Annotated in this window: 21 protein-coding genes; 11 read left to right on the top strand and 10 right to left on the bottom strand. The window is 46.7% G+C overall.

Annotation, left to right across the window (positions count from 1 at the left end):
- Positions 1–30: 30 nt before the first annotated feature.
- Positions 31–939, bottom strand: coding sequence for a DMT family transporter (locus tag B7X71_RS03225; RefSeq protein WP_293597678.1), 909 nt, complete (start codon positions 937–939; stop codon positions 31–33).
- 145 nt (positions 940–1,084) lie between these two features.
- Here B7X71_RS03225 and B7X71_RS03220 point away from each other — a divergent pair, with 145 nt between their 5' ends.
- The 4 genes from B7X71_RS03220 to B7X71_RS03205 all read left to right on the top strand — a co-directional run bounded on the left by B7X71_RS03220 (position 1,085) and on the right by B7X71_RS03205 (position 3,418).
- The gene (locus tag B7X71_RS03220) at positions 1,085–2,230 is read left to right on the top strand and encodes an alpha-hydroxy acid oxidase (RefSeq protein ID WP_293597677.1); all 1,146 of its coding nucleotides are present in this window, start codon (positions 1,085–1,087) and stop codon (positions 2,228–2,230) included.
- Between the two features lie 67 nt (positions 2,231–2,297).
- Positions 2,298–3,032 (top strand): hypothetical protein, encoded by a 735-nt coding sequence (locus B7X71_RS03215; protein WP_293597676.1) that lies wholly within the window; start codon positions 2,298–2,300, stop codon positions 3,030–3,032.
- Complete coding sequence (locus tag B7X71_RS03210; protein ID WP_293597675.1) at positions 3,029–3,220, top strand: hypothetical protein; 192 nt, start codon at positions 3,029–3,031, stop codon at positions 3,218–3,220. Before B7X71_RS03215 ends, B7X71_RS03210 begins: the two co-directional genes overlap by 4 nt.
- A 48-nt stretch (positions 3,221–3,268) precedes the next feature.
- Positions 3,269–3,418 (top strand): hypothetical protein, encoded by a 150-nt coding sequence (locus B7X71_RS03205; protein WP_293597674.1) that lies wholly within the window; start codon positions 3,269–3,271, stop codon positions 3,416–3,418.
- Positions 3,419–3,457: 39 nt separating this feature from the next.
- On the opposite strand, the gene B7X71_RS03200 is transcribed toward B7X71_RS03205, so the two are convergent.
- Positions 3,458–4,558, bottom strand: a complete 1,101-nt coding sequence (locus tag B7X71_RS03200) for an alkene reductase (RefSeq protein ID WP_293597673.1) — start codon at positions 4,556–4,558, stop codon at positions 3,458–3,460.
- A gap of 68 nt (positions 4,559–4,626) precedes the next feature.
- Positions 4,627–5,574: a hydrogen peroxide-inducible genes activator gene (locus B7X71_RS03195; protein WP_293597672.1), complete on the bottom strand. Its 948-nt coding sequence runs from the start codon at positions 5,572–5,574 to the stop codon at positions 4,627–4,629.
- A gap of 139 nt (positions 5,575–5,713) precedes the next feature.
- On the opposite strand from B7X71_RS03195, the gene B7X71_RS03190 reads away from it, so the two are divergent.
- The 3 genes from B7X71_RS03190 (at position 5,714) to B7X71_RS03180 (ending at position 7,647) form a co-directional block, all read left to right on the top strand.
- Positions 5,714–6,199, top strand: a complete 486-nt coding sequence (locus B7X71_RS03190; protein ID WP_293600193.1) for a rubrerythrin family protein — start codon at positions 5,714–5,716, stop codon at positions 6,197–6,199.
- 62 nt (positions 6,200–6,261) lie between these two features.
- Positions 6,262–6,429 (top strand): rubredoxin, encoded by a 168-nt coding sequence (locus B7X71_RS03185; RefSeq protein ID WP_293597755.1) that lies wholly within the window; start codon positions 6,262–6,264, stop codon positions 6,427–6,429.
- Between the two features lie 48 nt (positions 6,430–6,477).
- A complete protein-coding gene (locus B7X71_RS03180; protein WP_293597754.1) occupies positions 6,478–7,647 on the top strand; it encodes an FAD-dependent oxidoreductase in 1,170 nt (389 codons plus the stop codon).
- 92 nt (positions 7,648–7,739) lie between these two features.
- Here B7X71_RS03180 and B7X71_RS03175 read toward each other — a convergent pair whose 3' ends face one another.
- From B7X71_RS03175 to B7X71_RS03145, 7 genes are all read right to left on the bottom strand, one after another.
- A complete protein-coding gene (locus tag B7X71_RS03175; RefSeq protein ID WP_293597753.1) occupies positions 7,740–8,330 on the bottom strand; it encodes a urate hydroxylase PuuD in 591 nt (196 codons plus the stop codon).
- Between the two features lie 38 nt (positions 8,331–8,368).
- Positions 8,369–8,947 (bottom strand): superoxide dismutase [Fe], encoded by a 579-nt coding sequence (sodB, locus tag B7X71_RS03170; protein WP_293597752.1) that lies wholly within the window; start codon positions 8,945–8,947, stop codon positions 8,369–8,371.
- 127 nt (positions 8,948–9,074) lie between these two features.
- Entirely contained in the window at positions 9,075–9,851 is a 777-nt protein-coding gene (locus tag B7X71_RS03165; RefSeq protein WP_293597751.1) for a 3-hydroxybutyrate dehydrogenase, read from the bottom strand.
- A 129-nt stretch (positions 9,852–9,980) separates the two neighbouring features.
- The gene (locus B7X71_RS03160) at positions 9,981–12,377 is read right to left on the bottom strand and encodes a xanthine dehydrogenase family protein molybdopterin-binding subunit (protein WP_293597750.1); all 2,397 of its coding nucleotides are present in this window, start codon (positions 12,375–12,377) and stop codon (positions 9,981–9,983) included.
- Between the two features lie 20 nt (positions 12,378–12,397).
- Entirely contained in the window at positions 12,398–12,907 is a 510-nt protein-coding gene (locus tag B7X71_RS03155) for a (2Fe-2S)-binding protein (protein WP_293597749.1), read from the bottom strand.
- A gap of 38 nt (positions 12,908–12,945) precedes the next feature.
- The gene (locus B7X71_RS03150; protein ID WP_293597748.1) at positions 12,946–13,800 is read right to left on the bottom strand and encodes a xanthine dehydrogenase family protein subunit M; all 855 of its coding nucleotides are present in this window, start codon (positions 13,798–13,800) and stop codon (positions 12,946–12,948) included.
- Positions 13,801–13,840: 40 nt separating this feature from the next.
- Entirely contained in the window at positions 13,841–14,290 is a 450-nt protein-coding gene (locus B7X71_RS03145) for a carbon monoxide dehydrogenase subunit G (protein WP_293600192.1), read from the bottom strand.
- A 62-nt stretch (positions 14,291–14,352) separates the two neighbouring features.
- On the opposite strand from B7X71_RS03145, the gene B7X71_RS03140 reads away from it, so the two are divergent.
- From B7X71_RS03140 to B7X71_RS03125, 4 genes are all read left to right on the top strand, one after another.
- The gene (locus B7X71_RS03140; protein ID WP_293597746.1) at positions 14,353–15,063 is read left to right on the top strand and encodes a TetR/AcrR family transcriptional regulator; all 711 of its coding nucleotides are present in this window, start codon (positions 14,353–14,355) and stop codon (positions 15,061–15,063) included.
- A gap of 1 nt (position 15,064) precedes the next feature.
- Positions 15,065–15,526: a VOC family protein gene (locus B7X71_RS03135; RefSeq protein WP_293597745.1), complete on the top strand. Its 462-nt coding sequence runs from the start codon at positions 15,065–15,067 to the stop codon at positions 15,524–15,526.
- 2 nt (positions 15,527–15,528) lie between these two features.
- The gene (locus tag B7X71_RS03130; RefSeq protein ID WP_293597744.1) at positions 15,529–16,767 is read left to right on the top strand and encodes an FAD binding domain-containing protein; all 1,239 of its coding nucleotides are present in this window, start codon (positions 15,529–15,531) and stop codon (positions 16,765–16,767) included.
- A 103-nt stretch (positions 16,768–16,870) separates the two neighbouring features.
- Positions 16,871–18,106, top strand: coding sequence for an ABC transporter substrate-binding protein (locus tag B7X71_RS03125; RefSeq protein ID WP_293597743.1), 1,236 nt, complete (start codon positions 16,871–16,873; stop codon positions 18,104–18,106).
- Positions 18,107–18,168 lie beyond the last annotated feature (62 nt).

The raw sequence follows: 18,168 nt of genomic DNA, 5'->3' as shown, positions 1-18,168 counted from the left end.
AAAACGGGCTTTTTGGGCAAATGAAGGGGGTTACCTGCATTTCTTCGTTGCGGAAGAAACCAGAATACCAAATACAATGAGAGTAAAGGCAAGGCCGTGGAAGAGCTGGGGTGGGTCCCCCAAGATAGCAGCTGAGAGTAGTGCTGTGAATAAGGGAATCAGGTTGGCAAAGAACCCTGCTACCGTAGGTCCAGCGCCATTGACCCCTAAACCCCAGCAACGATAGGCAATCAAAGATGGTCCAATTGCGACAAAGAGGATCAATGAGCCAGTCCAGTAATTCAGATCAATAAAAGCGTGTCCAGTAGCAATCTCCGCACCCTCGAACAACATCGTCCACATGAAGCCGATCAATACTTGGGCCATCAAGAACTCAGCCCAAGGCCACTGCCGCTCGTTACTCTTACCAGGTTGACTAATCATCCAGCTATAAAAAGCCCAAAGGATTGTGGCAAACATGATGAGCAAATCACCCATCACCACTTCCATGCTCAAGAGGCTGGCAGGCTCACCGCGGGTTAAGACCACAGTTACTCCGACCAAAGAAACCACCGCCCCTAAGAGCTGCAAAAGTGATGGCTTGACCTTATAAAAGACGGCGCCGATAAAAAGCATCCAAATGGGCATGCTGGCACCGATCAGGGTCACGTTAATCGCTGTCGAGGTTTGCAAGGCAAGATAAAGCAGGACGTTATAACTGCCCACCCCTAAGAGTCCCAACACCAAGAAGCGACCCTTGTTTTGCCAAAGTGAACTACCCGGTTTAAAAATTTGCCATCCAAAAGGAAGCAATAGGACAGCCGCTAAACCCCAGCGAACCGCACTTAAGGTGATCGGTGAAATACTACCGACCAGAACCCTTCCGGCTATCGCATTACCTGCCCACAAGGCAGTCGCCAGTGACAAATAAAACACAGTGGACAAAGGGATATGAGGCATTCGGGAGGATTTAGGCTAGAAATGGGTATTTTGAGCCCTAAGAAGGACTTTCCCTAAGCATTGTAGAAACAAATGCTCGGTATTGCTAAGATAGAGCTTAAATTAGCGTCAGATACTGACATTGGCAACACATAAAGGGGTTTTAGTGACAATCATCACCAATATTGAAGATTTACGAGTTCTGCATCAAAAACGCACCCCTAAGATGTTCTATGACTATGCCGACTCTGGCTCATGGACTGAATCTACTTACCGAGCCAACGAATCCGATTTTCAGAAGATCAAATTACGTCAACGTGTTGCCGTAGATATGACTAATCGCACCACCAAAACAACCATGGTGGGTCAAGAGGTCGCAATGCCAGTAGCACTTGCACCAACTGGATTAACTGGCATGCAACATGCTGACGGTGAAATTTTGGCTGCCCGTGCTGCAGAGAAATTTGGCGTTCCTTTCTGCCTCTCCACGATGAGTATTTGCTCCATTGAAGATGTAGCAGAGCGCACCACTAAACCATTTTGGTTTCAGCTCTATGTCATGAAAGACCGCGGCTTTATTGAGCGTCTCATTGAGCGCGCCAAATCAGCAAAGTGTTCCGCGCTGGTATTGACTTTGGATTTACAAATCCTCGGTCAACGTCATAAAGATTTAAAAAATGGTTTGTCTGCCCCTCCAAAGCTAACCATTGCCAACATGATCAATATGATGACCAAGCCACGCTGGTGCATGGGCATGGCTATGACTCCGCGCAGAACCTTTCGCAATATTGTTGGTCACGCCACTGGTGTTGGCAATATGTCCTCCCTCTCCTCTTGGACGGCTGAGCAGTTTGATCCAGGTCTCAGCTGGGATGATGTGGAGTGGATTAAAAAACTGTGGGGTGGCAAGTTAATTATCAAAGGCATCTTGGATGAAGAGGATGCCCGCTTTGCCGCAAACTCTGGCGCAGATGCATTGATCGTTTCGAACCATGGCGGCCGTCAATTAGATGGCGCTATTTCCAGCATCAAGGCATTGCCTGGCATCGTCAATGCCGTTGGTAAAGACATTGAGGTTTGGATGGATGGCGGCATTCGGTCAGGCCAGGATGTTTTGAAGGCTTGGGCATTGGGTGCACGTGGCACGATGATTGGTCGCCCCTTCCTCTATGGCTTGGGTGCCATGGGCGAAGCTGGTGTTACTAAATGTCTAGACATTATTCATAATGAATTGGATATCACCATGGCCTTTACAGGTCACCGTGACATTCACAATGTGACTAAGGATATTTTGTATCCGGGAACTTTTTAATATTCCACACTTAGCCAATTACCCCGTACTGGTTTTTTTCATATCTGCTGTAGTCCTATCGGGCTCAGTGTGGTTTGGCTATGCGGTACTGAGCAAATACCGCACTAAAGATACCGAGACCTCAGCGGACTTAGGCATTATTCAGACGGCAACACTAACCTTGCTGGGCTTGATCATCGGCTTTACCTTTTCAATGGCGATCGCGCGATACGATTTGAGACAGACTTATGAAGAGGCTGAGGCAAATGCGATTGGGACTGAATTCTTGCGAGCAGATCTTTTGCCCAGCAATACTGCACAGAGCATCAAAGGGTTGCTCAACGAATACTTAGATCAGCGCATCTTGTTTTACTCTAAGCAAGATAGAGAGACAGCAAAACAAATTACTCAGCGTACTCTTGCGCTTGAAAATGCGATGTGGAATGAGTTGCTCCCCGTGGCACGAACACAGTCAACTCCCACTATTGCGCTAGTGATCTCCGGAATGAATGATGTCATTAACACCCAAGGCTACACTCAGGCAGCTTGGTGGAATCGCATCCCCGCTGCTGCATGGTGGCTGATGGCAGCAATCGCAGTTGGTGCCAATATCTTGGTAGGTTTTGGCGCACGGAACTTTAGACGCAATGTTGGCCTCTTTATGATTTTCCCAACAATGATTTCCACCTCCTTCTTTTTGATTGCAGACATTGATAGCCCTCGTGGTGGCGTTATCCGTATAGATCCACGAAATTTGATTAATTTAAAACACAATATGAACTCTGCACAGAGATCCATACCCACCATAGGTCTTACAAAATGAAGCGCGTTGTAGATGTATATAAAGATAGGGGTCGCGAGCTCGTGTGGACCTATGTCATTCACCTTGGCAATCTGGAGTTTCATCCGGCTCAAATTGATTTTGAACAAGAAGCCCTCAGACTTTCTCAGATTGATAAACGCGGCACCCCGAATGAGTTGAGCGCTAGAGCTAGACTTACCATTAGATAATTTTTACCTCAGTTCCGATATATGAAACCTTTAAGCAAAAAAGCTAAGATGGCAGTTGGATGGACCATCTTAATGACCGTCACTGGTACAGCCATGCTTCATCAATGGGAATTCTTTGCGATGGGATGTGCATCTATCGCTATGCTTCTCGTGGCTAACCACTATGACCTCTTAAAAGATCCTGACGATAAAAAGTAAGGCCCCATCTTTCGATAGAGGCCTTGATCGATCTTTACATTAGAGTGCTGGGTAGTCCGTATACCCTACTTCTGCTCCACCATAAAACGTTGCACGGTTATAAGCATTTAGAGCCGCGCCTTGCTGGAAACGCTCCGCTAAATCTGGATTAGCAATATACAAACGTCCATAGGCGACTGCATCGGCTAAACCAGCCTCAAGCACAGCCTCGCCCATAGCTTGATCATATCCACCGGCACTAATAAATTGACCTTGATAGACTGCTCGGAACATCTCTGAAGTCAGCGGTGCCCCTGCGTTCACTTGATCATTGCCACCAGCACTAGTAGAGCGTGGCTCAATCATATGTACATAGGAAAGCTTGTAGTTGTTGAGTTTTTGAATCACCGCAGTGAACAAAGCGACTGGATCGCTATCAGCCATATCATTAAAGCTACCGTATGGTGATAGGCGCACACCGATACGATCACTTGGGTAGACCTTAGCAACAGATTCAACAACCTCACCCAATAAACGAATACGGTTTTCGATTGAACCACCGTAGCCATCAGTGCGTTGATTGGTTTTATCTTGCAAGAACTGATCTAGCAAGTAACCGTTCGCAGAGTGAATTTCCACACCATCAAAACCGGCTGCTTTTGCATTGGCAGCAGCCAATTCAAAATCTTTGAGAAGCCCGGCAATATCTTCAGTTGTCATTGCCTTTGGAATTTCATAATCGTGCAACTTCCAATCGGCGCCATACGTTTGGCCAGCGGGTGCAATTGCAGATGGCGCTTCCGGCAAACCCTGCTCAGGGTGCAAAGATGAATGAGAAATACGACCCACATGCCATAGCTGAGCCACCATCTTGCCGCCTTTGGCATGTACCGCACCCACAATCTCTTTCCATGCAGCAGTTTGCTCAGCAGAATAAATTCCAGGAGTTGCTGGATAGCCTTTTCCAAGCGGAGAGATTTGTGTGGCCTCACTAATGATCAGACCAGCAGTCGCCCTTTGCTCATAATATGTTTTTGCCAGTGGATTTGGCACATCCCCTTCAATAGCGCGCATTCTGGTAAGTGGCGCCATCACAAGACGGTTCTTTAGCTCAATAGAGCCAAGCTTGACGGGGGTAAACATGATTTCTTTTCCGGACATGAGACTCTTTCTGTTTTACTGATAAAAATTATTGAATGCTGACTGTAGCAAGAAAGATCACTTCTTGCTTACTCCTTGCGCAAACCCTTAACTGCCCCACGCCCGCTCTTTGCACCTCGCTTAAAGCGAGCTTGTATGCAATCAGAGAAGGCCTGAAACTCCTCTAAGTGGGCAGTAGAAGAGCGGGCCACTAAAGCAATCACCCGCTTTGGTGCAGGGGGAGCCAGTGGGCGAGCCTCTAAGCTGGTGCCATTTAACAAGCCGCCTCTCACTGCCATCTCCGGAAGCAATGCTATCCCCATTCCAGAGTCCACCATCTGGAGCAGAGTGAGCAAACTGGTCGCCTCCATTCCATCCGCCTTACGAATATCTGAGCGCTTACAGGCTTGCAGTGTGTGTTCACGCAAGCAGTGCCCTTCCTCTAAAAGCAATAGTCTCTCGGCCATTTTTGCGGGTAGTTGAATTTCTTTCCCTTTCAGGGCTGGATCATCCTCTCGGGCAACCAACCAAAACTCATCATCAAATAACTCTTTAACCAATAAGCCTGAGGTTTCATAAGGTAAAGCAATCAGAATGAAATCCAATTGATGCTCGGCCAGTCTAGTTAACAGATTAGCCGTCAGGTCTTCTCTCAAGGCAATTTTGAGACTGGGGAAACGGGTACGAATATCAGGCATGACGTTAGGCAATAAGAACGGTGCAATCGTTGGGATCACACCAAGCCGAATAGTTCCAGCCATTGGCTTACCAACAGCGTCGGCGTATTCCACCAGATCTTGAGAGGATGCCAAGATTGCCTTAGATCTCTCTAAAATTTCCAAGCCAATTGGGGTGATGGCCACATTTTGGCGATCTCGCTCCACTAAGCGAACTCCTAGACCGTCCTCAAGCTCTTTTAAGCCCGCACTCAAGGTAGATTGACCTACAAAGCAAGCCTCTGCAGCACGAGTGAAATTGAGCTCCTGAGCAATAGCTACAAAATAACGAAGTTGACGTAATGAAGGTAGAGCAGCCATGATTTCAAAAAGTCCCTATAATCAATTTATTAGATAAATAATATCATTATTATTTACTGGACTGATAATCTTTCGAGGTTCAGAATTCACTCCATGGTGTTAAACACCTCTTACCAATCAATATGAAAAAGGAATGAAAATGGCCCGCCCAGAAATTAAAACCATCCAAAACTTAGAGTCTGCATTTGCAGGTGAATCTATGGCACACATTAAATATCGCTACTTTGCAAAATTAGCGCGCGCTGCCGGCGATATCGAAACCGCTGAAATCTTTGAGGCAACTGCTGATCAAGAAGTCATGCACGCCTTTGGTCACCTAGACTTACTCCACCCTGCCAATACGATTACCCCAGCTCGCGCCTTAGAGATCGCAATCGAGGGTGAAACGTATGAATACACAGAAATGTATCCAAACTTTCGTAAAACAGCAGTTGATGAAGGCAATTTGGCAGCAGTAGCAGAAATTGATGAGCAAATTGCCGAGTCAAAAGAGCATGCTGAGCAATTTCAGGCAATGTTAGCTAAGGCAGCAAAACGCTTTGCGGCCTTAGCCAATGTAGAGGAGCGTCATGCCAACCACTACAAGAAGGCCTTAGAAAAAGCTAAAGAATTTGCAGCAGTCTGAGCAAGTTCAGAAATAAAACGAAAATAAATTTAAACTGATCGAATTATCTTTAAGGAAACATCATGAATTCTTGGCAATGTATCGTATGTGGCTTCATCTATGACGAAGCAAAGGGCTTACCGGAAGACGGCATTCCTGCCGGCACTGCCTGGGCTGACATCCCTGAAGACTGGGAATGCCCAGACTGTGGCGTAGCAAAATCGGATTTTGAAATGGTTCAAATTTCTTAATTTAATCCGTACACCAATCGTTTAACTGCTTTACTAGGGAGTCCAGCTTTGGATCGTCAGAATCAAGCATCACCATCAGGAATTGTCATCATTGGTAGCGGCTTAGCTGGATACACCGTCATTCGTGAACTTCGCAAACTCGATAAGACTGTACCGATTACGCTAGTGACCCGTGAGCCAGGCTATTTCTATTCAAAGCCTATGCTCTCTACAGCGTTGGCAAGTAACAAGTCTGCCGAGCAATTGGTTTCTACCAATGCCGAAGGTATGGCAACACAACTAGAGATGACCATTCTGGGTGATGCTGATGTCACTGCAATTGATACCGTCGCTCAAACCATTACAACATCCAAAGGAAGTGTTTCTTATGGAAAGTTGGTTCTAGGCTTGGGTGCTGACCAAATTCGCCTACCTTTACAGGGTAATGCTTCAAATGAGGTCATCACCGTCAATGACCTAGAAGAATATGCGCAGTTTCGTAAATCGATTGCAGGTAAAAAACGTATCACCATTCTAGGAGCAGGCCTTATTGGGTGTGAATTTGCAAACGATTTGATTTTGGGATCTTATCAAGTGGATGTGATTGATTTGGCGCCGCAAGCTTTGGGTCGTCTCCTTCCCGAAGCAGCAGCGCAAGCACTTCAAGCCAAACTCGGCGAGGCAGGTGTTAGCTGGCACTTTGGAACTACAGTGCAATCCATTGATCGCGCTGGTGACTCTCTGTCCATCACCCTGGCCAATGGATCAGTGATTACTAGCGATGTATTTCTATCGGCTGTTGGCCTTAAGCCCCGTTTGGATTTAGCTAAAGCAGCTGGAATTGCAACTGACTCAGGCATCACCGTCAACCGTCAGCTAGAAACTAGCGCCAAAAACGTATACGCCATTGGAGACTGTGCTGAGGTTGAAGGCTTGGTTCTCCCCTATGTCATGCCCATCATGCAGGCAGCACGTGCATTAGCCCCAAACCTCCTCGGACAGGAAATAGCGCTTACCTACCCAGCTATGCCGGTGATGGTGAAGACTCCCGCATTGCCAAACATCGTTTCACCGCCAGCCAAAGGTGCTTTGGGCGAGTGGAAGATTAATTCAATTGAAGGCGGCATTGAAGCGCGCTTCGAATCGAGCGAGGGTAAGCTACTCGGCTTTGCACTTCTAGGAACGGCAACAGCCCAGCGCGGTGCACTCACTAAAGAACTTCCGCCGATACTACAATAACAGCTGATTCTGTCTTGCAATTTCAAATGGTTACTGAATAAGAAAAGGCCCGCTATTACGGGCCTTTTTAATGATGCACAGCAGCTAACTTGTTAAACGATCACAAACCAGGTTGCGTTGTGTGATTGAGCAACCATCAAAAACAACATTGGCACGGAAAGCATCGTATTAAAGCGTGAAGTCAACATCGCAACACGTGCAGACTTTGCTTTAACATCCGGCTCAACCGCAACGATACCTAAGGCACGTTTTTGATTCGGCCAAATGATGAACCAAACATTGAAAGCCATTACCAAGGCAATCCACATACCTAAACCAATTGCGCGAAATGGAGCCTGCAAGGTAAATGCTTGATGTGCATAGCCATTCAACACAGCCAGGATCAAACCGCTAACAACAGTAAACAAGGCCGCCCAGCGGAACCAAAATAATGCTGTTGGAGCAATTACTTTTCCAATCGCAGGTTTTTGCTCATCTGGAATTTTTGACATGGAAGGAATCTGAACAAAATTGAAATACCAAAGCAGACCAATCCACATCACGCCAACCATCACGTGAATCCAACGGAATAAGAAAGGCAATTCAATTGAGCTGAGATTTGCACCCAAAGCCAAAATAATTAATGCAAGAAGCACAAAACCAGCTAAAACCGTGCGCCCCAATGAGGTAAAGATAGATGACATAAAAGCTTTCTTGATAAAAATGTATATATCAGGAGATATTAGGCAAAATTCTTGCTAGCAAAATCCCAGTTCACTACATTCCAGAAATTTTCTACGTACTTTGGACGAGCATTACGAGTATCAATGTAATAAGCATGCTCCCAAACGTCGCAAGTCATCAAAGGCTTTGCGTCCGTAGTTAAAGGTGTGGCCGCATTGCTTGTTGAAGCCAAATCCAGAGAGCCATCCGCCTTTTTAACCAACCAAGCCCAGCCAGATCCAAATGTACCAACCGCACACTTTGTGAATTCTTCTTTGAATTTATCAAAAGAGCCCCACTTAGCATTAATAGCATCAGCTAAGGGGCCGGTTGGAGCACCGCCGCCATTGGGCTTCATGCTGTTCCAGTAAAAGGTATGGTTCCATACTTGGGCTGCGTTATTAAAAACACCGCCAGACGATTTTTTAATGATGTCTTCTAAGGAAGCATTTTCAAATTCAGTACCTTTAACCAAGTTGTTCAAATTGGTTACATAGGCTTGATGGTGTTTGCCATAGTGAAACTCTAGAGTTTCTTTTGAGATGAATGGTGAAAGCGCATCTAATGCGTAAGGTAGCTGAGGTAATGTATGTTCCATCATTTTTTCCTTGTAAGACATATTAATCGGTAGCTATAGCAGCCATATTCGCCCTAACTATAGACGATTCTGGCGATTTTGTTTGGGTATGGAAAGGGGGTTACCTTGTATCACCCCTCCCTTGGGATTACTGGGCAGTCCAGCCGCCATCCATGTTCCAGGCGACCCCACGGACCTCAGAGGCATCGGGACCACAGAGGAAAACAGCCAATGCAGCCAATTGCTCTGGAGCAACAAACTCGCCCGAGGGCTGTTTCTCGGAAACTAAGGCTTTTTTGGCCTCTTCATTTGAAATCCCATCGCGTTCTGCGCGCGCATCTACCTGCTTTTGCACCAAGGGGGTCAGAACCCATCCTGGGCAAATTGCGTTACAGGTAATTCCAGTCTTGGCATTTTCAAGCGCGGTTACTTTCGTTAAGCCAACAATGCCATGTTTTGCGGCAACGTAAGCCGATTTTTGAATAGAGCCAACCAAACCATGAACCGATGCGATATTAATAATTCGGCCCCAGTTACGCTTCTTCATTCCAGGCAAAGCATGGTGAGATGTATAAAAAGCTGAGCTTAGATTAATGGCGATAATCGATTCCCATTTATCAGCTGGAAAGTCTTCAATATTTGCTGTGTATTGAATGCCTGCATTATTTACCAATATATCTAGTGAGCCAAATCGCTTTTCAGTTTGCTTGATGAGATCTTCTATCTCAGCAGGTTTGCTCATATCGGCACCGTGGTAATCCACTTCGACGCCGCAAGCTTTAATGGCAGCAACAGCCGCATCTTTCTCACCAAAGCCGTTAACCATAATATTGGCACCCTGCTTTGCCAACCCGATAGCCATTGCCAATCCAATGCCACTAGTCGAGCCAGTAACTAGAGCGGTTTTACCTTTTAAATGAGACATATTCTTACTCGCGATATCAAGTTAATCGCAAACCCCCTAATGAGGGCTTGCGGATGGTCAAAACTTGATGTTACAGGATGCGGCAACCCCTTTGATACGGGGAATGCGTAAATTAGGGCGAACTCTTAATTACACCTTGCCAAGGGCCTTCAGAATCTTTTCACAAGTGATGGGCTGATCAAACACTGCAGTATTAAAAGGCACCAAAGCATCGTTAATCGCATTCTGGACCGCTCCAGGAGCCCCGGCAGTACCAGCCTCACCAGCGCCTTTTGCCCCCAACTTGGATGACTGGGTTGGGGTCTCTACGTGAGCCACTTCAATATCCGGCATTTCGTTAGCCATAGGAACCAAATAATCAGCCATGCTGCCATTCCGCAGTAGGCCACTATCGTCATAGAGACACTCTTCGAAAAGAACGCCGCCAATACCCTGAACAATTGCTCCGCGCACTTGCTCATCGACCAACATCGGATTGAGTACACGGCCGCAATCCTCAACCGCCCAATGCTTTAAGAGCTTTACAAATCCAGTGTCGGGATCCACCTCAACATAAGACGCCTGAACACCATTAGTAAAGATAAATGGATACTCTTTTTGAGTGTAATGACGTGTCACCATCAAATCAGCGGAGAATCCGACTGGCAAAGTATCGGTACGGAAATACCCAATACGACCAATCTCGCTAAACGGGAGTAACTGCTCGCCGGTTGCTTTATCCAAAACATGACCACGACGCACTAACAACTCCTCAGGCGATCTATTCAAGATAGCGCCAGCAAGCTTCAAGATATTCTCTTGGAGAGCCTGACATGCCAATAACACTGCTTCGCCACCAACTCCAGCACCACGAGAAGCCCAAGTTCCACCACCATAAGGGGTTACATCGGTATCTCCAGTAATAATGCGAACGTCTTTAATAGAGAGTCCAACAGCATCGGCAGCAATTTGGGCATAGATGCCTTCAGTACCTTGACCCTGCTCACCAACACCAATCAATATGGAAACCACACCACTAGGATCTAATCGAGCAGAAGCGCCATCCTGAGAGGCAATGCGAGCGCCGCCTACACCATAGAAGGCTGGACTTGGGTTAGTTAACTCAATTAAGGTGGCAAAGCCAATTCCGCGATAGATGCCCTTTTTGCGCAACTCAGCCTGCTCTTTGCGCAAAGCAGAATAGTCCATCATCTTTTCAATAGTTCGCAGGCATTGCTCATGCGATAACACTTCTAACTTAATTCCTGAAATACCGGAGCAAGGATATGCATCATCAGGAATCACATTACGCTTGCGAAACTCCAAAGGGTCCATCTTTAACTTTTGCGCAGCTAAATCCACCAAACCTTCAGTCACAGCGCAGGCAATCGGATGCCCTACTCCACGATATTGGCAGGTAGGCGTTTTATTCTGAAACACTACATTGAGCTTGGCTCTGTAATGTTGATGCTTGTATGGACCACCAACCAAGTTGACGACTTGATTGCCCTCAATCGCGCTGGTTCTAGGGAACATGGAATAGGGGCCGATGGCAGTAAGATCATCGATCTCAAAGGCCAAGATGTCGCCATCTTTATTGGCCGCAATGCGCCCCTTAATTCGATGCTCACGCGCATGAATATCACTCGTAAATGATTCAAGTCGATCAGCAACAAATTTGACTGGACGCTCTAACATCATCGCCAAACCCACCGTTGCAAAATCATCTGGATATGCGTGAACCTTGATGCCAAAAGAACCGCCAACATCTTTACAGATAACATGGACATCCGATTCAGACAGGCCAAACTGACGGCAATATAAATCTTGCATCATGTGCGGCGCTTGCTGTGAGTGATAAACCGTCAGACGGCGATCACCAGGGTTGTAGTCGGCAATTTGGCAACGAGGCTCTAAGGTCACACCAGTGTGGCGACCAAAACCAAAGGTTGCTTCTGCAACAACATCGGCGGATGCGAACACTTCATCCACCTGGCCAACATCTAAGCTACGCGTAAAGCAGAGGTTGTCACCAAGCTCTGGATGAATTACTGGCGTCTCTGCATCCAATGCCGTTTCCATAGAGACTACCGCAGGCAACTCCTCCCACTCAACGTCTACTAACTGCAAAGCATCTTCTGCCTGAGCACGCGTCTCTGCAACTACAGCAACTACTGGCTCACCTTGCCAGCAAGCTCTATCAATTGCTAATGCATATTGAGGGGCAGACTTCATGCCAGCCAGATGACCTAAAGTGGCAACCCATGGCTTACAAAGCTCTGCCATCTTGACGCCATCAACTATGGCAAGTACACCCGGCATTTTGCTTGCTTGTTCAATATGAATTTTTCCAATTTTCATATGGGCTACCGGCGAACGCCAATACACCACATGCCCCATTCTGGGCAATTGAATATCGTCTACATAAGTACCTTGACCCTCGATGAGTCGACGCGCTTTATGCCGAGGTTCACTATTACCAATGTAGCGTTGATCATTTGTTACTGGATCAAGCGCTAATCCTTTGAGGTCTGCTGGCTTATTCATAATCAGTTTTCCCAGTCTACTTAAGCGAGAGCAACAACAGGTTTAATTTTTTCGCCTTTGGCTCGAGCTTCTAGCACGGCCATGATGGCATCTACGATGGAGTGATAACCAGTACAACGGCAGTAATTTCCGGAGATCCATTCGCGCACTTCTTCACGCGTCGCTTTAGGCTGTTTTTCAATCAACTCCGCAGCAGCAAGCAACATTCCAGAGGAGCAAAATCCGCATTGCATTGCGTTGTGACGCATGAAAGCTTCTTGTAGGTCTGCTAATACACCACTTTTCGTGAGGCCCTCAATTGTCTCCACAACGCATCCATCAGCTTGCACAGCCAAATATAAGCAGCCGCGAATGATTTGCCCATTAACTTTGACAGTACAGGCCCCGCATGCGCCCTGCTCACAACCTAGGTGAGGCCCCTTTAAATGGAGATCTTCACGCAAAAAATCCACTAAATGTCGACGCGGCTCAATCTCAGCATTGACTAGCGAACCATTGACGGTCATCGTAATTTTTTTCTTTAAGCTCATTTCAATCTCCGAACTTGATTTATTTTTCTAATAATTAGTTAAGCAATTAAATGCTTTAAGCCGCGCTCTAATAAAACACCAATTAAATGTTGTTTAGTTTCTGCGCTGTTAGTGATATCTGCAATCACCTCAATCTCCGCCCTAGCGGCGGCAACTGCGCTAGCAATCAACTCATCGTTCAGAGGCTTGCCCTCAACCAAGGCTTGAGCTTTTATCGCCATTACCGGCGTAGCACCAACAGAGAAGAAAGTGAAAGTGCAGTCGCTTAGAACATTGCCGGCTTTATTTGCAACTAAGGCAAGGCCAGCAACAGCATAGTCTCCATGGCGACGAGCTAACTCATGAAAATAAAAAACTTGATCACTGCTTGCAATTGGCATGTCAGTTGCCACAAGAATTTCATTGGGCTCCAAGGATGTGGTGTACAGATCAATGAAAAAGTCTTGCGCTGAAATACGACGCTCGCCATCAGGACCTGCAATCAACATCGTTGCATTAAGTGCCAGACTACAGGCTGGCCATTCAGCCGCAGGATCTCCATAAACCAAAGAGCCGCCCCAGGTGCCTAGATTGCGGATAGCTCTGTGTGCGATATGTGGCACGGCAGCCTTAAGCAGCGGCGCATGTTGCGCAATCAATTTTGAATCTTCAATTTCAGTATGAGTTACTAAAGCTCCAATACGCAATTGGTCACCGACTACAGAAATCCCTTTGAGCTCATCGAGATTGGTAATGTCAATCAGAATGCTAGGCTCTGAGAGGCGGAGGTTGAGCGTAGCCAAAAGTGTCTGGCCACCTGCAATCAAACGGGCATCTTCACCGGCTTCAGCCAGCAAAGCTAAGGCCTCACCAAGCACCTTCGGTTTTGCATAATCAAATGCTGCTGCTTTCATTTCGTCTCCTCCACTGCTTTTGTATTTATATCGCCAAACCTTATTCGGCCTGTGCGTCCGACTCTAGGGGCATCACCTCACCACCCAATTCTTTTGCAAACCGCTGAAAAAAATCATCCGCAATCTTTTTGGCAGAAGCGCTGATTAAGCGGCCACCAATTTGTCCTAACTTGCCCCCAATGGAGGCCTCCGTCGTATAAGTAATCAAGGTGCCACCTTCAGCAGCCTTCAATTCAACTCGTGAGCGCCCTTTTGCAAAGCCTGCAGCACCACCCGATCCCTCAAATGCCATTGAACAGGATTGATCGGGAACGACATCGCTCAACAGAAGCTTTCCAGCGAATCTAGCTCTCACTGGTCCAATCTTGAACATGACCTTAGCGTGTATTTCCTCAGGTGAGATTCTGGGATTGGAGCCGCAATGAGTTGCTCGCCATTTAGTTCCATTACATCTCCTTGGGGTTTGTACGAATAGAGTCTTATCTACCAATTGTTCAACAATGTACCATTATTTAACTTTTGGTCAATAAGGCCAAATTCGGATAAACCCTGATGACAATGAGTTTCGATCGAGACCGCAGCACAAGAAACAGCGTCGCTTCAGAAGTGACTGCCTCTGAGGTCCCTGCTCGCCGGAGAATGAGTACGGCAGATCGTAAGCGCCAAATACTAGATCGCGCAATTCAGTACTTTGCAAAACATGGGATTGATGGGCAACTCAGAAACTTAACAAAAGGGCTGGGCGTTACTCACACCCTGCTCTATCACTACTTCCCTACAAAGGATGCATTAATCAAAGCGGTGTATGAGGACGTCTTTGAATCACGCTGGAAGCCTGAATGGGAAAAGTTGCTAGACGACAGGCGCCTTTCACCAGAAGAAAAATTGTATGCGTTTTATATCGACTATTCAAATACGGTTCTCACCTACGATTTCGTACGCATCTTGATTTTCTCGGGCTTAAGCGATCACTCAATTAGCGATCGATTCTTTGAGCTATTGCGTGATCGCCTATTGCCTAGACTCATTCGAGAAACTCGCAAACACTGTGGTCGCAGCACGCGCGGTAAGCCTTCACAGCGAGAATTAGAGTTTTTAATGGGCCTGCATGGTGGTATTTTTTACATCGGTATGCGCCGTTGGATTTATGGTCAAGCCATCTATGACTCCGGGAACCCCAATACCGAACAAGAAATTATTCAAGATCGCATTAGCTCCTACCTGATCTCAGCAAAAGCTTTATTTACTAATGGTAAAAATTAATATGACATACCTCAGCCTAAATCATTTTTCCATCCGCAGTCTTGAGATTGAGAAGACTACTCAGTTTTATAGTGAAGTACTAGGCTTAACGGTTGGGCCACGCCCAGAGTTTCCATTTCCAGGGGTCTGGCTGTACAACGGCGATGAAAACGATTGGGCCAATGCAGTGCTGCATCTCATTGCAATTGATAAGAATGATCCTAATGGATTGAAGCAATATCTTGGCGAGCGCGACCCAAGCTCGCTATATGGCTCTGGGGCGGTAGATCACATCGCGTTTTTTGCCAAAGGCTTGGAGGCCAAGCTTGCACAGCTTGATAAATTAGGGGTTCCTTGTAGACAGCGAACAGTGCCCGTGTTGCAGCTTCACCAACTCTTTTTAGATGATCCCAACGGTATCGTGATTGAATTAAATTACCCTGCAGCAGAAAAAGCAGCGCTTGATGCTAAGGCTGCACAGTAAAGATGGCAAAAATTCTCGTCATCGGCGGATCCCTTGGGGGCTTATTTGCTGCCAATATATTGCTCCGCCAGGGTCACGATGTCACCTTACTAGAAAAGGCGATTGGCTCCTTAGATGGTCGAGGTGCTGGAATCGTGACACATGATGCGCTTGCAGATGCCTTACGCGAAGCAGGGATCGCTGTGGATGACAGTCTTGGAGTTGCCGTGTCAAAGCGCGTTACCTTGGGTGCTGATGGTGAGAGCTTAGGTGAAATGCCGCTTCCACAAATCCTCACTTCATGGAGTCGCCTCTACCACCTATTGAAAGAGAATTTTCCAACTGAGCGTTACCTACAAGGTAAGAATGTAAAAACAGTTAGCCAAGATTCCAACAGTGTTCAGGTGACTTGCGAAGATGGCAGCACTTATCAGGCAGAGCTGCTGATTGCATCAGATGGCATTCGCTCTGCAGTAAGAGCCCAAGTAGCGCCAAATATTCAGCCTGAATATGCAGGATACATTGCATGGCGAGGTGTTTGCGATGAAAGCCATTTATCAAATTACACCTTGGATACCTTATTTAATTACTTTGGATTCTGTCTGCCTAATGGCGAACAGATGCTCGGCTACCCCGTTGCAGGCCCTGGCAATGACACCAGACTAGGCAAACGGCGCTATAACTTTGTTTGGTATCGCCCCGCATCTGAAGAGAGTGAGCTAGGCAAACTGTTGACGGATGCGGATGGTCACCACTATCCAACCGGCATCCCACCACTCAAAGTGTCATGGAAGCACATTGCTGAAATGCGAACGATTGCTCGGGAAATTCTGGCTCCTCAATATGCAGAAATTTTAGAAAAAACAGCCTCACCCTTTTTGCAAGCAATTTACGATGTTCGATCAGAGCAAATTGTCTTCGGCAGAATTGCTTTAATGGGTGATGCAGCTTTTGTTGGACGACCACATGTTGGTATGGGAGTTACAAAAGCGGGTGATGAGGCAATGGCAATTGCACGGCACATTGCCGCATTGGGCGCAAACCCTTCGGCACTCGAAGCATATGGTAAGGAACGACTTAAGCTTGGGCAACAGGTAGTTGCAAGAGCGCAATACTTAGGCCGCTACATGCAAGCACAAGGTAGCAAAGGCACTAGGGATGGCAATAGCCTACGCAGAAATGCGGATACCGTGATGGCGGAGACAGCAATTGATCTCAGCACCTTGCTAGCAGAAGGGAAAGCAGTTCCAGAGTCGCATTAAAAAAACTAGATGTAGATATTCGCATTACCAGAAGCATTCAGTTAAGATTTATGAAGCAAAAAGTATTCTTATTAATAAACTGTTTTAAATGGAGGAGACAACCATGAAACAAAAAGTAACGAATCAAACTAGAAGAAAAATGTTAATCGGCGGAGCTGCTGCAGCTAGCACCCCGCTTTGGATGAACATGGCAAGCGCCCAATCTGAAACTATTAAGATTGGCTTTCCTACACCACTAACTGGCCCATTCTCTGCTGAAGCGCAGGACCAAGTTAAGGCTGCTGAATTAGCTATTAAAGAATTCAACGATGCGGGCGGCTTCAATGGTCGCAAAGCTGAACTCTTAGTTCGCGATGACAAACTGAATCCAGGCGAAGCTGCGACACGCACTCTTGAGTTGATTGAAAAAGACAAGGTGAACTTTGTTGTGGGCTCACTTTCCGCTGCAACCCAACTCTCTATCAATGCCGTCTGTAAAGAGCGCAAGGTGCTCTTTAATTCCATCAGCCAGTCTGATGCGATTAACGAAGCCAAAGATTGGAGTGTATATACATTCCATGAAGCCTTGAATCCAACTATGACAGCAGGCGCAGTAGCTCGCTACTCTATCCCTCGCTTTGGCAAAAAGATCGTATTCCTGACCGCAGACTATGCTTACGGCCACGAGATGGTTCGCGCTTTTGAGCGTGCTGGTAAAGAGATGGGCGCTACTACATTGGCGGATATTCGTCACCCGCTAGGCGCATCCGATTACTCTGCATTCTTGCCACGCATCAAGGCATTGAATCCCGACATCTTGGTACTCTGTAACTTTGGTCGCGACCTTGTTAATGCCGCCAAGCAATGTACAGACTTTGGCCTGAAGTCCAGCATGAAAATTGTGACTCCAGTTCTTCTATATACATCACGTCTTGCAGGCGGCCCTGAAGCATTTGAAGGAATTATTGGCGGCACTTCCTACTACTGGGGTCTTGAGGATCGTATCCCAACAGCAAAAACATTTAACGATGCATTCCGCAAAATGTACAACGGCTCAGTTCCGTCTGACTATGGTGCACTAGGCTACGCTGGCGTAAAGAGTGTGTTGGCATCGATTAAGATTGCAAAATCCACTGAAACCTTGAAAGTGGTAGGTGCAATGGAGAACCTAAAGTACGACTGGTACAAAGGTCCTGAGTACTATCGCAAGTGCGACCACCAAGCTGTGCAAACAGTCATCATCGTTGAGTCTAAGTCAAAGAATATGAAGGATAAGTACGATGTCTTCAATATCCTGACGATCGAACCAACTACCGAGAAGAATATGCGTAGTTGCGCGGAGCTAGGCCACAAGGCTTAAATCTGAAATTTCAGGGTAAGTCATTTGATTTACCCTGAACCCCTCCCCTGATGCCTTTGGCT

Source organism: Polynucleobacter sp. 39-46-10 (assembly GCF_002282275.1).
This window is presented reverse-complemented; position numbering and strand designations above follow the sequence as displayed.

Bases quoted from the DNA above. Each gene is read 5' to 3' on its own strand.
- B7X71_RS03225 (WP_293597678.1), bottom strand. From the start codon at position 939: ATGCCTCATATCCCTTTGTCCACTGTGTTTTATTTGTCACTGGCGACT.
- B7X71_RS03210 (WP_293597675.1), top strand. From the start codon at position 3,029: ATGAAGCGCGTTGTAGATGTATATAAAGATAGGGGTCGCGAGCTCGTG.
- B7X71_RS03205 (WP_293597674.1), top strand. From the start codon at position 3,269: ATGGCAGTTGGATGGACCATCTTAATGACCGTCACTGGTACAGCCATG.
- B7X71_RS03200 (WP_293597673.1), bottom strand. From the start codon at position 4,558: ATGTCCGGAAAAGAAATCATGTTTACCCCCGTCAAGCTTGGCTCTATT.
- B7X71_RS03195 (WP_293597672.1), bottom strand. From the start codon at position 5,574: ATGGCTGCTCTACCTTCATTACGTCAACTTCGTTATTTTGTAGCTATT.
- B7X71_RS03190 (WP_293600193.1), top strand. From the start codon at position 5,714: ATGGCCCGCCCAGAAATTAAAACCATCCAAAACTTAGAGTCTGCATTT.
- B7X71_RS03185 (WP_293597755.1), top strand. From the start codon at position 6,262: ATGAATTCTTGGCAATGTATCGTATGTGGCTTCATCTATGACGAAGCA.
- B7X71_RS03175 (WP_293597753.1), bottom strand. From the start codon at position 8,330: ATGTCATCTATCTTTACCTCATTGGGGCGCACGGTTTTAGCTGGTTTT.
- sodB (WP_293597752.1), bottom strand. From the start codon at position 8,947: ATGGAACATACATTACCTCAGCTACCTTACGCATTAGATGCGCTTTCA.
- B7X71_RS03165 (WP_293597751.1), bottom strand. From the start codon at position 9,851: ATGTCTCATTTAAAAGGTAAAACCGCTCTAGTTACTGGCTCGACTAGT.
- B7X71_RS03160 (WP_293597750.1), bottom strand. From the start codon at position 12,377: ATGAATAAGCCAGCAGACCTCAAAGGATTAGCGCTTGATCCAGTAACA.
- B7X71_RS03155 (WP_293597749.1), bottom strand. From the start codon at position 12,907: ATGAGCTTAAAGAAAAAAATTACGATGACCGTCAATGGTTCGCTAGTC.
- B7X71_RS03150 (WP_293597748.1), bottom strand. From the start codon at position 13,800: ATGAAAGCAGCAGCATTTGATTATGCAAAACCGAAGGTGCTTGGTGAG.
- B7X71_RS03140 (WP_293597746.1), top strand. From the start codon at position 14,353: ATGACAATGAGTTTCGATCGAGACCGCAGCACAAGAAACAGCGTCGCT.
- B7X71_RS03135 (WP_293597745.1), top strand. From the start codon at position 15,065: ATGACATACCTCAGCCTAAATCATTTTTCCATCCGCAGTCTTGAGATT.
- B7X71_RS03130 (WP_293597744.1), top strand. From the start codon at position 15,529: ATGGCAAAAATTCTCGTCATCGGCGGATCCCTTGGGGGCTTATTTGCT.
- B7X71_RS03125 (WP_293597743.1), top strand. From the start codon at position 16,871: ATGAAACAAAAAGTAACGAATCAAACTAGAAGAAAAATGTTAATCGGC.